14 protein-coding genes are annotated in these 12,983 nt (G+C 67.7%); 4 read left to right on the top strand and 10 right to left on the bottom strand.

The window, feature by feature from the left end; translation table 11 throughout:
• The first annotated feature begins 118 nt into the window (after positions 1–118).
• From SALMUC_RS29450 to aat, 4 genes are all read left to right on the top strand, one after another.
• The gene (locus SALMUC_RS29450; protein WP_021119759.1) at positions 119–436 is read left to right on the top strand and encodes a hypothetical protein; all 318 of its coding nucleotides are present in this window, start codon (positions 119–121) and stop codon (positions 434–436) included.
• A 144-nt stretch (positions 437–580) separates the two neighbouring features.
• Positions 581–1,078 carry an acetyl-CoA carboxylase biotin carboxyl carrier protein gene (gene accB, locus SALMUC_RS02980; protein ID WP_020038961.1) on the top strand — a complete coding sequence of 166 codons (498 nt, stop codon included), beginning with the start codon at positions 581–583 and terminating at the stop codon, positions 1,076–1,078.
• Between the two features lie 10 nt (positions 1,079–1,088).
• Complete coding sequence (gene accC / locus SALMUC_RS02975) at positions 1,089–2,444, top strand: acetyl-CoA carboxylase biotin carboxylase subunit (RefSeq protein ID WP_020038960.1); 1,356 nt, start codon at positions 1,089–1,091, stop codon at positions 2,442–2,444.
• A gap of 88 nt (positions 2,445–2,532) precedes the next feature.
• Positions 2,533–3,168: a leucyl/phenylalanyl-tRNA--protein transferase gene (gene aat / locus SALMUC_RS02970; RefSeq protein WP_020038959.1), complete on the top strand. Its 636-nt coding sequence runs from the start codon at positions 2,533–2,535 to the stop codon at positions 3,166–3,168.
• On the opposite strand, the gene SALMUC_RS02965 is transcribed toward aat, so the two are convergent.
• From SALMUC_RS02965 to soxA, 10 genes are all read right to left on the bottom strand, one after another.
• Positions 3,132–3,482 (bottom strand): DUF2155 domain-containing protein, encoded by a 351-nt coding sequence (locus SALMUC_RS02965; RefSeq protein WP_020038958.1) that lies wholly within the window; start codon positions 3,480–3,482, stop codon positions 3,132–3,134. The two genes, aat and SALMUC_RS02965, sit on opposite strands and share 37 nt — an antisense overlap.
• Positions 3,483–3,487: 5 nt before the next feature.
• Complete coding sequence (gene mlaD, locus SALMUC_RS02960; RefSeq protein ID WP_020038957.1) at positions 3,488–3,937, bottom strand: outer membrane lipid asymmetry maintenance protein MlaD; 450 nt, start codon at positions 3,935–3,937, stop codon at positions 3,488–3,490.
• Between the two features lie 4 nt (positions 3,938–3,941).
• Positions 3,942–4,325, bottom strand: a complete 384-nt coding sequence (locus SALMUC_RS02955; RefSeq protein WP_020038956.1) for an NADH:ubiquinone oxidoreductase subunit NDUFA12 — start codon at positions 4,323–4,325, stop codon at positions 3,942–3,944.
• 146 nt (positions 4,326–4,471) lie between these two features.
• Positions 4,472–5,737, bottom strand: a complete 1,266-nt coding sequence (gene clpX, locus SALMUC_RS02950; RefSeq protein WP_020038955.1) for an ATP-dependent Clp protease ATP-binding subunit ClpX — start codon at positions 5,735–5,737, stop codon at positions 4,472–4,474.
• Positions 5,738–5,885: 148 nt separating this feature from the next.
• Positions 5,886–6,518 carry an ATP-dependent Clp protease proteolytic subunit gene (locus tag SALMUC_RS02945; protein WP_020038954.1) on the bottom strand — a complete coding sequence of 211 codons (633 nt, stop codon included), beginning with the start codon at positions 6,516–6,518 and terminating at the stop codon, positions 5,886–5,888.
• A 109-nt stretch (positions 6,519–6,627) separates the two neighbouring features.
• On the bottom strand, positions 6,628–7,548 hold the full coding sequence (locus SALMUC_RS02940; RefSeq protein WP_020038953.1) for a cation diffusion facilitator family transporter: 921 nt from the start codon (positions 7,546–7,548) through the stop codon (positions 6,628–6,630).
• Between the two features lie 171 nt (positions 7,549–7,719).
• Positions 7,720–8,958, bottom strand: a complete 1,239-nt coding sequence (locus tag SALMUC_RS02935; RefSeq protein ID WP_020038952.1) for a c-type cytochrome — start codon at positions 8,956–8,958, stop codon at positions 7,720–7,722.
• A complete protein-coding gene (gene soxC / locus SALMUC_RS02930; RefSeq protein ID WP_020038951.1) occupies positions 8,942–10,216 on the bottom strand; it encodes a sulfite dehydrogenase in 1,275 nt (424 codons plus the stop codon). Before soxC ends, SALMUC_RS02935 begins: the two co-directional genes overlap by 17 nt.
• A gap of 80 nt (positions 10,217–10,296) precedes the next feature.
• Positions 10,297–11,994 carry a thiosulfohydrolase SoxB gene (gene soxB / locus SALMUC_RS02925; protein WP_020038950.1) on the bottom strand — a complete coding sequence of 566 codons (1,698 nt, stop codon included), beginning with the start codon at positions 11,992–11,994 and terminating at the stop codon, positions 10,297–10,299.
• A gap of 97 nt (positions 11,995–12,091) precedes the next feature.
• Positions 12,092–12,946, bottom strand: a complete 855-nt coding sequence (gene soxA / locus SALMUC_RS02920) for a sulfur oxidation c-type cytochrome SoxA (protein WP_021119757.1) — start codon at positions 12,944–12,946, stop codon at positions 12,092–12,094.
• Positions 12,947–12,983: the final 37 nt, after the last annotated feature.

The raw sequence follows: 12,983 nt of genomic DNA, 5'->3' as shown, positions 1-12,983 counted from the left end.
CCGCGGGAAAATCGGGACAATTCGATCCGTCCGAAGCCTTCGCTTAACGTTTGTGATAGGATCGTGGCGTGGGGGCGCCGAACGACGGAGCCAGTCTATGCAATATCCAGGTGTTTCCTTGGCGGTGGCACCTCTGGCAACCGGGCACCCGCTGGGACTGCCCGCCACGCAGGAGCGTACCTCCCCCGCCACAAGGGTCCAGCCCGCCGCGCGCGAGGCCGCGGCAGACAACAATCCAGGCACTGGCGGTCAGCCACCCGGCGCCGCCCGGCGTGACGCCTCCGGCGATCCGGACCCGGAGCCGCACAGCGCGCCGCCCTCGATCATGCAGATCAAGATCACCGCGATGCTGGAGGAACAGGCCGAGGCGCTCAGGGGCACGGCCCCCGACACCGCCGAAACCCAACCCGGCGACGCGCGGGCCTCGCCGGGCTGAACCGGCCCCTGCCCCGGACAAAACCACACGTCGCGGCCATGCATTTCCCCGCCGGGTCGCTTTTCATGCATCGCCGCTTGCCCTATAAGCGCGCAATCAAGGGCCCGGGGACGCTCGGGCCGGCAGGACACCGGCGAGGACGGAATGAGCAAAGACACGCATGAATCCGACGTGGCCTTCATCAAGGCCCTGGCGGAGATGCTCCGCGAGAACGATCTGACCGAACTGCAGGTCAAGCGCGACTACGGCGAGGACGACAGCCTCAACGTGCGGGTCAGCCGCATGCACCCGCAGGCGCCGGTCGTGACCGCCGCCAGCCATCCGGCCCCCGCGCAGCCCGCGGCCGCCCCGGCCCCGGCACCGGCCGCCGCGCCCGAAGCCGACGTCCCCGAGGATCCCGCCGCGCATCCCGGCGCCGTGGCCTCGCCCATGGTCGGCACCGTCTACATGCAGCCCGAGCCGGGCGCGCCCTCGTTCATCAGCGTCGGCGCCCAGGTCGAGGAGGGCGACACGCTGGTCATCGTCGAGGCGATGAAGACCATGAACCACATCCCGGCCCCGCGCGCGGGCACCGTGAAGCGCATCCTCGTGGAGGATGGCGCACCCGTGGAATACGGCGCCCCGCTCGTGATCCTCGAATAAGGGGCGCGCGATGTTCGACAAGATCCTGATCGCCAACCGCGGCGAAATCGCCCTGCGCGTGATCCGCGCCTGCCGCGAGATGGGCATCGCCAGCGTCGCGGTGCACTCGACCGCCGACGCCGACGCCATGCACGTGCGCATGGCCGACGAGACCATCTGCATCGGCCCTGCCTCCTCGACCGAGAGCTACCTCTCGCCGCTGGCCATCCTGTCGGCCTGCGAGGTGACCGGCGCGCAGGCGATCCACCCCGGCTACGGCTTCCTCTCCGAGAACGCGCGCTTCGTGCAGATGCTCGAGGACCACGCCATCACCTTCATCGGCCCCACCGCCGAGCACATCCGCGTCATGGGTGACAAGATCACCGCCAAGGACACGATGAAGGCGCTCGGCGTGCCCTGCGTGCCGGGCTCGGAGGGCGGCGTGCCCGACCTCGAGACCGCGCAGCGGCTGGGGGCCGAGATCGGCTACCCCGTCATCGTCAAGGCCACCGCCGGCGGCGGCGGGCGCGGCATGAAGGTCGCCGAGACGGCGCAGGACATGGAACGCGCCTTCCAGACCGCGCGGGCCGAGGGCAAGGCCGCCTTCGGCAACGACGAGGTCTACATCGAGAAGTACCTTCAGAAGCCGCGCCACATCGAGATCCAGATCTTCGGCGACGGCAAGGGCAACGCCGTGCACCTGGGCGAGCGCGACTGCTCGCTCCAGCGGCGTCACCAGAAGGTCTTCGAGGAGGCCCCCGGCCCCGTCATCACCGAGGAAGAGCGCCAGCGCATCGGCGAGATCTGCGCCCGCGCGGTGGCCGAGATCAACTACGCCGGCGCCGGCACCATCGAGTTCCTCTACGAGGACGGCGAGTTCTACTTCATCGAGATGAACACCCGCCTGCAGGTGGAGCACCCGGTGACCGAGGCGATCTTCGGCGTGGACCTCGTGCGCGAGCAGATCCGCGTTGCCGAGGGCTATCCGCTGTCCTTCAGCCAGGAGGACCTGCAGATCAACGGCCACGCCATCGAGGTGCGGATCAATGCCGAGAAACTGCCCAGCTTCTCGCCCTCGCCGGGCCGGATCACGCAGTACCACGCTCCCGGCGGTCTTGGCGTGCGGATCGATTCCGCGCTCTACGACGGCTACGTGATCCCGCCCTACTACGACAGCCTGATCGGCAAGCTCATCGTGCACGGCCGCGACCGGACCGAGGCGCTCTCGCGACTCAACCGCGCGCTGGCCGAGCTGATCGTCGACGGCGTCGACACGACGATCCCGCTGTTCCACGCGCTCCTGCAGGAGCCGGACGTCCTGGGCGGCACCTACAACATCCACTGGCTGGAAAAGTGGCTGGCCAAGGACCCCCTGACCCCGGCGTGATGCACCGCCCGTCGCCATCCCGCGCCGCGCGCGCCCTCCCCCCGCCGGGGGGAGGGTTGGGAAGGGGGCCGGATCACGGGCGCCCCGCATGAGCGTCACGCCCGAACTTCTGATGCAGGCCTATGCCGCCGGGGTCTTCCCCATGGCGGAGCACCGCGACGACCCGGAGATCTTCTGGGTCGATCCGCGGCGGCGTGGCATCATCCCCATGAGCGGCCTGCACATCTCGCGCAGCTTTGCCAAGCGGCTGAAACGCGACGACTACAGCGTGACCATGGACCAGGCCTTCGAGGCGGTGATCGACGCCTGCGCCCAGCGGCGCGAGACCTGGATCAACCAGGAGATCCGCACGCTCTTCGTCGAGCTGCACCGCCGCGGGCAGGCCCATTCGCTCGAGGTCTGGATGGAGGGCGAGCTGGCAGGCGGGATCTACGGCCTGTCGGTCGGGGCGGCCTTCTGCGGCGAATCGATGTTCTCGCGCCGCCGCGACGGCTCCAAGATTGCGCTGGCCTGGCTCATGGACGTGTTGCGCCGCGCCGGGGTCGTGCTGTTCGACACGCAGTTCCTGACCGATCACCTGGCGTCGATGGGCGGGGTCGAGATTTCGCGCGCGGCCTACCGCGCGCGGCTGGCCGAGGCGGTTCAGGGCAGCGCCGACATTGCCGGCACGCCGCTTGCGCGGTCAGGTCAGGAGGTGGTGCAGCGCAGCACCCAGACGTCGTAGCGCTGGTGCTCCATGGCGTTCAGCGCCGGGGAAGAGGCGATCATCCAGCCGCGAAAGGCGGGCTCTTCCTCGTCCGCCTCGCGCACCGTGAGAAAGGCAAAGGCATCGCCGGCCGGGTCGCCCTGCGGGTAGCGGCATTCGTGCACGGTGACCTCGACGCTGCCGAAGCTTGCCATCTCTCCGTCGCGGATCTCGAGGTCGGTGGCCTTGCCTGTGAGCTTGTCGAGCCCGCGCAGAACCGCGCCGTTGCCCTGGCTCGTCGCCACCTGGGCCACGGCGCCCGCGCCGGCAAGGCAGATGCAGAGTGCGAGCATCGCCCTCATTCCGATCCCCCGCCCGAGACGTATTTCAGCAGCAGCGAGATCAGGCTGACCGAGCCCTGGGTGTCGAGGATCTCGTCCCCGGCCTCGTAGTAGAAGGGCGAGCCGCCCGGGCTGATCTCGACGTAGTTGCCGCCCAGCAGGCCCTCGGAGGCGATGACGATGGCGCTGTCATCGGGGATCTGGATGCCCTCGCTCATGGTGATGGCCATGTCCGCGCGGTAGGTCTCGGCGTTGAGGCCGATGTCCGACACGGTGCCCACCTTGACGCCCGCGAGCCGCACGTCGGTGCCCACGGTCACCCCCTCGAGCGAGCGGAAGCTGGCGCTCAGCGGGTAGCCGGTGTCGCGCACCGAAAAGCCGGTGGTCGTGACGGCATAGGCGCCGAAGGCCACGGCCGCGGCCAGCACGGCCGCGCCCGCCAGCACCTCTGTGGCGGAACTCGACATGGGGTTATTCCGGGCTCCAGGCCTCGTAGTCCTGCTGCGGCTTGGGCTTCGGCTGCCGGATCGAGCCCGGCGGCGCATAGGCCAGCGCCGTGCCGGTCAGGTTCTCGATATGCGGCTTTTCCCAGGACTTGTGCTGCAGTGGCTTGTCCGAGGGACGCTCGTCGAAGGTGTGGTGCAGCCAGCCGTGCCAGGCGGGGCTGACGCGGCTTGCCTCGGCTTCGCCGTTGTAGATCACCCAGCGCCGCTTGCCGTCCTTGGACTGGTAGAAGGTGTTGCCCTGCTCGTCCTCGCCCACGGGGGTGCCGTGGCGGCGGGTCCAGAGAAGCGTGTTCAGCGTGGCGCCGTGCCACCAGGTGACGGCTTTTAGAAGGCTGTTGAGAAGGCCCATGACGACTCCCGGATAACTCTCTGTTCCGCTTATGACGAATTGCGTGCCCGAGGTCCAGTGGCGGCCGCGCCGCAGGTGCGCCCCTGCCCCCGATACGAAAAGGGCGAGGCCCCTGGCCCCGCCCCAAAAGTCTTTCGCTGCCGTCCTCAGCCGGCCGAGGCCGGCTCTTTCTTCTGGTCGGCGTAGATCATCAGCGGCTTGGCGTCCGCGTTGACCGCTTCCTCGTTCACGACGACCTCGACCACTTCGGTCATGCCCGGCAGTTCGAACATGGTGTCGAGCAGGATGCCCTCGAGGATCGAGCGCAGGCCCCGCGCGCCGGTCTTGCGGGCAATGGCCTTGAGGGCGATCGCCGACAGCGCGTCGTCGGTGAAGGTCAGCTGCGTGTCCTCCATCTCGAAGAGCCGCTGGTACTGCTTGACCAGCGCGTTCTTGGGCTGGGTCAGGATGGTGACCAGTGCTTCCTCGTCAAGGTCCTCGAGCGTCGCCACGACGGGCAGACGGCCGACGAATTCGGGGATCAGGCCGAATTTCAGCAGGTCCTCGGGCTCGAGCTCGTGGAAGATCTCGCCGGTGCCGCGCGCGTCCGGGTCGCGCACGTCGGCGCCGAAGCCCATGGCACTGCCCTTGCCGCGCTGCGCGATGATCTTGTCGAGGCCCGCGAAGGCGCCGCCGCAGATGAAGAGGATATTGGTCGTGTCCACCTGCAGGAACTCCTGCTGCGGATGCTTCCGACCGCCCTGTGGCGGCACGGAGGCCACGGTGCCCTCCATCAGCTTGAGCAGCGCCTGCTGCACGCCCTCGCCCGAGACGTCGCGGGTGATCGAGGGGTTCTCGGACTTGCGGGTGATCTTGTCGACCTCGTCGATGTAGACGATGCCGCGCTGCGCCCGCTCGACGTTGTACTCGCTCGACTGAAGCAGCTTGAGGATGATGTTCTCGACATCCTCGCCCACGTAGCCCGCTTCGGTCAGCGTGGTCGCGTCCGCCATGGTGAACGGCACGTCGAGGATGCGCGCCAGCGTCTGCGCCAGCAGCGTCTTGCCGCAGCCGGTGGGGCCGATCAGCAGGATGTTCGACTTCGCAAGCTCGATGTCCGAGGACTTCTGCGAGTGGTTGAGGCGCTTGTAGTGGTTGTGCACCGCCACCGAGAGCACGCGCTTGGCGATCGCCTGGCCGATCACGTAGTCGTCCAGGACATCGCAGATCTCGCGCGGGGTGGGCACGCCTTCCGAGCTTTTCAGCCCGGCGCCCTTGGTCTCTTCACGGATGATATCCATGCAGAGTTCGACGCACTCGTCGCAGATGAAGACGGTCGGCCCTGCGATCAGCTTCCGCACTTCGTGCTGGCTCTTGCCGCAGAAGCTGCAGTACAGGGTGTTCTTGCTGTCGCCGCCAGAATTCGTCGCCATATCGCACCTTTCCGGGCCTGGTCATCGCGTGGGCGGGGCCGTTTGCCCCGCCGAGGCCGTTCGTTTTCGCCGGTTCGGGAAAGCTTAGGACAGCGTTTCGCGCTCTACAACGTCAAAAATGCGCTGTCCCGTTTCCGTGACCCGGGTGTCAGGACTTGTCGTCTTCGCCGGTATCGCGGCTGGTGACGATCTCGTCGATGAGACCCCAGTCCTTGGCTTCCTCGGCCGTCATGAAGTTGTCGCGTTCCAGCGCATCGACCACCTTTTCGTAGGGCTGGCCGGTGTGCTGCACGTAGATCTGGTTCAGCCGCTCCTTGAGACGCTCGGTGTGCTTGGCGTGAATCAGGATGTCGGTCGCCTGGCCCTGGTAGCCGCCCGAGGGCTGGTGGACCATCACCTCGGCGTTGGGCAGGGCAAAGCGCATGCCCTTGGCGCCGCCGGTGAGCAGGAGCGAGCCCATCGAGGCCGCCTGCCCGATCACGAGCGTGCTGACCTTGGGCTTGATGTACTGCATCGTGTCGTAGATCGACAGGCCCGATGTCACCACGCCGCCGGGCGAGTTGATGTACATCGAGATTTCCTTCGACGGGTTCTCTGCCTCGAGGTGCAGGAGCTGCGCGACGATCAGGCTCGACATGCCGTCGTGCACGGGGCCCGAAACGAAGATGATCCGTTCCTTCAGCAGGCGCGAGAAGATGTCGTAAGCGCGTTCCCCGCGGCTGGTCTGTTCGACGACCATGGGAACGAGATTGTTCATGTAGTGATCGATGGGGTCTTGCATGTCCGCCTGCTGCCTCGTGTCCGATGTGCCTATCGTGTCGATGTTACCGGAGTCTTAGTATCGGGCTTGGGGGGCTGCAAGGGCGACCGGTCAAATCGGCTGTGCCAACTCAGGCCTCGCCCCAGTCGCTGGGCCTGGCGCAGGCGTGCCGGGCGCACTCCATCTCGAGCGTCACGTGCTCGATGCCGTAGCGCTCCCCGAGCCGCTGCTTCACCGCCGCCTTGATGCCGTCGGCGCGGCTCCAGGCGCCCTCGCGGACCACGACATGCGCCTGCAGGGCCGAGCGGTGCTCGTCGATCTGCCACAGGTGCGCGTGGTGCATGCCCTCGACGCCCTCGACGCCGCGCGCGGCATCCAGCACCTCGGCCGGGGCCAGCGCCGGCGGGCTGCCAAGCATCAGGATGCGGATCACGCCGCCGATCTCGGCAAAGGCCATCCAGAGGATGTAGCCGGCGATGCCCAGCGTCACGACCGGGTCGATCCAGGTCCAGCCGAAGAGCAGGATCAGCGTCCCGGCGAGGATCACCGCGACCGAGCCCATGGCGTCGGCGAGGTTGTGCAGGAAGGCCGCGCGGATGTTCACGCTGGTCTTGGACATCTTCCAGGTCAGCAGCGCGGTCACGAGGTCCACGACCAGCGCGACGCCCGCGATGATGACCACCAGCCAGCCCTCGACCGGCTCGGGCGCGATCAGCCGCATCACGGCCTCGTAGAGCAGGTAGAGACCGATCACGATCAGCGTGGTGTAGTTGATGAGCGCGGCCACCACCTCGGCCCGGGCATAGCCGAAGGACATCTCGGCATCCGCAGGCCGCCGCGCGATGCGCCGCGCCACGGCGGCGATCACCAGCGAGATCGCGTCCGAGAAGTTGTGCAGCGCATCCGCGATCATCGCGAGGCTGCCCGAGAATATGCCCCCCAGGACCTGCGCCACCGTCAGCGCTAGGTTGACCGCGACGGCGCCCGCAAGGCGCGCGTCGCCTGCCTCGGGATCGACGTGGTGATGATGGTGGTGGTGATGTCCGCTCATGCGGGAATGAGAGGGCCTCGCCCCGCCAAAGGTCAAGGGAGCGCTCCCGCGACGCAGGGCCGCCCCCGCCCCGCCTGCGGCAGCCGTGGCCCCGACGCGAAAGGGCCCGACACGGTGGTCCGCATCGGGCCCGGTCTTGCGGCAACGGCGCAGCGCGCCGACGCGCGCGGCCTACTCGAAGGTGCGCAGATACTCGACGACGGCGTCGATATCGCCCTCGTCACGCAGGCCGGCAAAGGCCATGCGGGTGCCCTTCACGTAGCCGCGCGGATCGGCGAGGAAGCCGTGCAGCGCCTCGGCGTCCCAGGCGCCTTCCATGTCGGACATGCTGTTCGAGTACTTGAAGCCATCGAGCCCGCCGATCTCACGGCCGACCACGCCGTTGAGCTGCGGGCCGGTGCGGTTCTTGGCGCCCTCGCCCACCTGGTGACAGGCCTTGCACTTGCGGAAGACCCGCTCGCCGGCGTCGGCGAGATCCTGGTCGATGGCGGCAACCTCGGTCGCGCCGCCGGCCTCGGCGGTGCTGTCCTCGGTCGCGCTCTCGTCGGCCGTCACGGTGACCTCTTCGGGGGCGCTTTCGGTCTCGCTGGTGCTGGCCTGCTCGCCGCCGTCGTCGCCGCCTTCTTCGCCGGGCGTCACGTCGAGCACCGAGGCACGCATGGTGATCTCGACCGTCTCCTTGCAGTCTTCCATGCAGGGCTCGGTCCGCCACTTGGTGTATTCGGTCTCGGGCCGGTCATCGACGATGAAGCCGTCGGCGTTGGGCATCACCACCTCGTCGAAGGTCTCGCGGTCGAGGACGAAGTCGTCCTCCACGAGACCGTTCGAGTAGAGGATGTAGGCCGTGATCGCGTAGACCTCGTCGTTCGAGAGCGACTGCGCGTTGCCGAAGGGCATGGAGCGGTGGACGTAGTCCCAGACGGTCGAGAGGTAGGGCCAGTAGGAGCCCACGGTCTTGACCGGGTCCTTGTCGTCGAGCGTGCCCTGCCCGCCCGCGAGCTTGGGCCAGTTGCCCACGCCCTCGGCGAAGGAGCCGTGGCAGGCGGCGCAGCTTTCCTCGAAGGCCGCCTCGCCTTCCCAGACGTCGCCCGAGCCCTCGGGCAGGCCGGTGCCGTCGGGGCTCACGTCGAGGTCCCAGGCGGCGATCTCCTCGGGCAGCGCCGGGCGGCCGATGCCGAAGGTCGAGCCGCCCTCCTCGGCCGCGGTGGCCGCAGCGACGAGCACGCCTTCCGCCGGCGCCTCCGCCGGCGCGGCCGGCGGCTGGCTGGGCGCGACCGAGGCGACCTGCTTCGGACGCTCGGGCGCGGGCGGCAGCTGCGTGATGTTGCGGTCGGCGAAATTGACGGCCAGCACCAGCAGGCCGCCGACGCCGACGGCCGTGCCGCCGATCAGCTTAAGAGACTTCGACATTTTCCGCCTCCCCGTTTTCCTTCACCCACCAGGTCTGGATGCAGTTGTTGTGATAGATCGAGTTCTCGCCGCGCACCTCGCGCAGCTGCGCCTTGGTCGGCTGAACGTAGCCTGTCTCGTCCATGGCACGCGATTGCAGGAACATCTCCTCGCCGTTCCACTCGGTCTCGAGGTAGAACCGCGTGAGCGCCTTGTTCTCGCCCTGCTTGGCGAGGCGCGCCGTCTCCCAGGTCTTGCCGCCGTCCTTCGAGACGTCGACGCGGGTGATGCGGCCGTGGCCCGACCAGGCCATGCCGGTGATGACCAGCGGCCCGTGACCGTGCGTGATGGGCGACTGCGGGCTGGGCGAGGTGACGACCGACTTGGCGTCCATGACCCAGGTCCACTTGCGCGAGGTGCCGTCGGCCAGCGTGTCGGTGTATTTCGAGGTTTCCTCGCGGCTCTCGACGGGGCCGTCCATGACCTCGATGCGGCGGATCCACTTGATCCACATGTTGCCTTCCCAGCCCGGCACCACGAGGCGCGCGGGATAGCCGTGCTCCTTGCGCAGGGCCTCGCCGTTGGCCTTGATCGCCACGAGGCAGTCGTCCAGCGCCTTCTCCATCGGTATCGAGCGGCCGTTCGAGGAGGCGTCGGCGCCCTCGACGTAGACCCACTTGCCCTCGGTCTCGCCGGAATAGCCCGCCTCGTGCAGAAGCGTGCGCAGCGGGATGCCGGAATATTCCATGTTGTGGATCATGCCGTGCGTGAACTGCGCGCCGTTGAGCTGTGCGCCGGCCCACTCCATGCCGGTGTTGGCCGCGCATTCGAGGAAATAGGTGTGGTTCTCGCGCGGGAAGCGCTCGAGGTCGGCGTAGGTGAAGACCAGCGGCGTATCGACGAGGCCGTTGATCATAAGCCGGTAGTCTTCCTTCTTCAGCTCGATCGCGCCCGAGTGGTGACGCTCGAAGGCGCAGCCCGCGGGGGTGATCGTGCCGTCGAGGGCATGGATCGGGGTGAAGTTGATCGAGCTGATCGTGTCGGCGGTCAGCCACTCGACGTTGCGGCGGATCACGTCGTCCTCGAAGCGGATCGGCAGGCCGTAGGGCGTGGCGTCCACCCCCTCGCCCAGGCCGCTCGCCCAGGGCTGCACCTCGGTGATGAGCGGATCGGGTTCGGCCGCGCGGGCCGCGCCGGCGCCCAGCAGCGCGCCGCCCGCGGCGACGCTCCCCTTCAGAAAGGCCCGGCGGCTCGCGCCGCGGCCGGTGTCCTCTGCCATGTCAGCCTCCTCTCGGATCATCCTATTCGCCTATGTGCATGGATCAGGCGAAAAAAAGTCGCTGCCGGGGCAGCGGGCGCCTATGCGCCCACCACCTCGACGTTGTCGTTTTCCCCGACGGTCACGGTGCCCATCTTGCGGATGTGGCTTTCGACCACGTCCCAGATCTGCGGCCCCTCGGTGCCCTCGTTGACGCTGGCCCAGCCCGAGACGACGTAGTTGCGCGACGGATCGATCGGCTCGCCGGACTTGAGCAGCGTCATCTCCGAGATGCGCTCGCCCTGCGGCTTGGTGACATCGATGCGGTAGCCCATGCCGCCGATGCGCACCATGTCTCCGCCCTGCTGGTAGTAGGGGTCGGGGTTGAAGATGTTGTCGGCCACGTCCTCGAGTACGACCTTGATGAACTCGCCGGTCATCTCGGTGCGGTAGGCCTCGCCGTAGGTCATCGAGGTGACGTTGAAGATGTCCTCGCGGGTGATCGGATCGCCCGGGATCAGCGAGGGACCCCAGCGCACGCCCGGCGACATGGCGATCTCGGCGTCGCGCTCGGAGAGGAGCGCGTCGCAGATCAGGTCGTCCCAGGAGCCGTTGAAGTTGCCCCGGCGATAGAGCAGCGAGTCGGTCTGGCCGATCACCTCTTCCAGCTCTTCCTTGAAGGGCGCCCGCTGCTCGTCGATGAGCGCGGCGACCTCCTTGTCGGGCTCGATCACGTCCGAGAAGATCGGGATCAGCTTGTGACGGAAGCCCATCATCCGGCCGTCGCGCACGTCGAGGTCGACGCGGCTCACGAACTTGCCGTTGGAGCCCGACGCGATGAGGATCGTGTCGCCCACCATCACCGGCTCGGGCAGCGCGTCGTGGGTGTGCCCGGTGAGGATCACGTCGATGCCGCTGACCACGCCGGCCATCTTCTTGTCCACGTCGAAGCCGTTGTGCGACAGGCAGACCACCAGCCCGGCGCCCTGCGCGCGGACCTCGTCGACCATCTCCTGCATGTGCTCGTCGCGGATGCCGAAGCTGTATTCCGGGAACATCCAGCCCGGGTTGGCGATCGGCATGTAGGGGAAGGCCTGGCCGATGACGGCGACCTTGACGCCGCCGCGCTCGAAGAACTCGTAGGGCTTGAAGCTTTCGGCCGGCTCGTCCCACATCTTGTCGAAGATGTTCTGGCCCAGCGCGGCGAAGGGCAGGCCCTCGACGATCTCGTGCACGCGCTCGCTGCCCAGGGTGAACTCCCAGTGGAAGGTCATCGCGTCGGGCTTGAGCGCGTTCATCACGTTGACCATGTCCTGCCCCTGCGTGCGCAGGCAGGTCATGGAGCCGTGCCAGGTGTCGCCGCCATCGAGCAGGATCGCGTCGGGGCGGTCGGCGCGGATCGCGTTGATGACGGTCGCCACGCGGTCCATGCCGCCCACCTTGCCGTATTCCTGCGCCAGCGCCGAGAAGTCGCCCGAGCTGAGCGCGTAGTGCGAGGGCGAGCCGTCGTCGATGCCGTAGAGCTTGCGGAAGTCGGCGCCGGTCACATGGGGCACCTCGCCCCGGTTCGGGCCCACGCCGATGTTGACCGAGGGCTCGCGGAAGTAGATCGGCTTCAGCTGCGCGTGGATGTCGGTCACGTGGATCAGCGAGACGTTCCCGAAGGTGTCGAACTGCAACAGCTGGTCCTGCGTCAGCGCCTGCTGCGCGGCGAGCCGCGCCCAGTTGCCGAAACCGCTGGCGCCCAGCGCCGCCGAGGCCGCCATGGACACCTGAAGGAAATCGCGTCTTGAGATCATGGGAGGGAACTTTCCGTGTTTCTCGCGACACACATGCGCATGTGTGAATGGATTAAGCCGGGGAAACCCCGCGCGATCGCTCGCGCGGGGACGTGGATCAGTTGCGGACCGAGGGCCCCTCGACCGACAGGCCGTTGCCGCGCGAGGCGACGTAGAGCTCGAGCGCCACGAACTCGGGCGAGCCCGGCGAGAAGGTCTCGGCGCGGGTGTCGCGCACGCAGCCCTTGAAGCGCGAGTGCTGGCCGTTGAGCTTGGCGTTCTTCAGGCGGTAGGTCGGGAAACCGTTGGTGTGGCCCTGGCTCAGGTGGTCGGCACGGATGTAGTTGCCGTAGTTGAGCTCGTGGCAGGACGCGCAGGCCAGTTCGAGCTTGCCGTAGCGCGTGTAGTAGATTTCCTTGCCCTGCTCCCAGGTCTCCTGGGCCGGACCGTCGGTGGCCACGTCCATCGGCATGCCGCGCGACACCGAGGAGATCAGGGCCTCCATGTTGATCGCGGCCGATGCATCGTACTTCCACGGCTCCGCACCCATGCGGTTCTCGCGGCAGTCGTTCATCTGCATCTGGATCGTGCGGACCTCGCCGGCCTCTTCGTTCCACTTCGGATAGACCGTGCGGACGCCCGCCATGCTCTCGGGCTCGTTGTGGCAGTCCGCGCAGGACTTGCCCTCGGAGCCTTCGGCGGTGTTCCAGGCCTCGCGTGCCTGGTCGACGAAGATCATGCCCGGGTTGTCGAAGTCGTCCATCTCCAGCTCCTGCGTCTCGTCGGAGCGGAAATGCCAGCCGGAAATGACCTCGGGCAGTGCACCGTCGAGATGCGCGGCCGGTTCCGCCTTGGTCGTCATCTCGATGTTGCCGTTGATGGTGAGATTATCGTCGTCGGCGCCGCCCGCCGTCAGCGCGGGGGCCGACAGCGCGAACAGTGCGGCGGCGACCGTCATCGTTCTCGTTTTCATTTAGGTTCCCTCCCTTGAACGACCCTGCCCCGCACCT

The sequence above is a fragment of the Salipiger mucosus DSM 16094 genome (assembly GCF_000442255.1).
Taxonomy (GTDB): Bacteria; Pseudomonadota; Alphaproteobacteria; order Rhodobacterales; family Rhodobacteraceae; genus Salipiger; species Salipiger mucosus.
Note: the sequence above shows the minus strand (reverse complement) of the source record. Positions and strands in the feature narration are given on the sequence as shown.

Coding starts and splice junctions, on each gene's coding strand:
- accB (WP_020038961.1), top strand. CDS start 581: ATGAGCAAAGACACGCATGAATCCGACGTGGCCTTCATCAAGGCCCTG.
- accC (WP_020038960.1), top strand. CDS start 1,089: ATGTTCGACAAGATCCTGATCGCCAACCGCGGCGAAATCGCCCTGCGC.
- aat (WP_020038959.1), top strand. CDS start 2,533: ATGAGCGTCACGCCCGAACTTCTGATGCAGGCCTATGCCGCCGGGGTC.
- SALMUC_RS02965 (WP_020038958.1), bottom strand. CDS start 3,482: ATGCTCGCACTCTGCATCTGCCTTGCCGGCGCGGGCGCCGTGGCCCAG.
- mlaD (WP_020038957.1), bottom strand. CDS start 3,937: ATGTCGAGTTCCGCCACAGAGGTGCTGGCGGGCGCGGCCGTGCTGGCC.
- SALMUC_RS02955 (WP_020038956.1), bottom strand. CDS start 4,325: ATGGGCCTTCTCAACAGCCTTCTAAAAGCCGTCACCTGGTGGCACGGC.
- clpX (WP_020038955.1), bottom strand. CDS start 5,737: ATGGCGACGAATTCTGGCGGCGACAGCAAGAACACCCTGTACTGCAGC.
- SALMUC_RS02945 (WP_020038954.1), bottom strand. CDS start 6,518: ATGCAAGACCCCATCGATCACTACATGAACAATCTCGTTCCCATGGTC.
- SALMUC_RS02940 (WP_020038953.1), bottom strand. CDS start 7,548: ATGAGCGGACATCACCACCACCATCATCACCACGTCGATCCCGAGGCA.
- SALMUC_RS02935 (WP_020038952.1), bottom strand. CDS start 8,958: ATGTCGAAGTCTCTTAAGCTGATCGGCGGCACGGCCGTCGGCGTCGGC.
- soxC (WP_020038951.1), bottom strand. CDS start 10,216: ATGGCAGAGGACACCGGCCGCGGCGCGAGCCGCCGGGCCTTTCTGAAG.
- soxB (WP_020038950.1), bottom strand. CDS start 11,994: ATGATCTCAAGACGCGATTTCCTTCAGGTGTCCATGGCGGCCTCGGCG.
- soxA (WP_021119757.1), bottom strand. CDS start 12,946: ATGAAAACGAGAACGATGACGGTCGCCGCCGCACTGTTCGCGCTGTCG.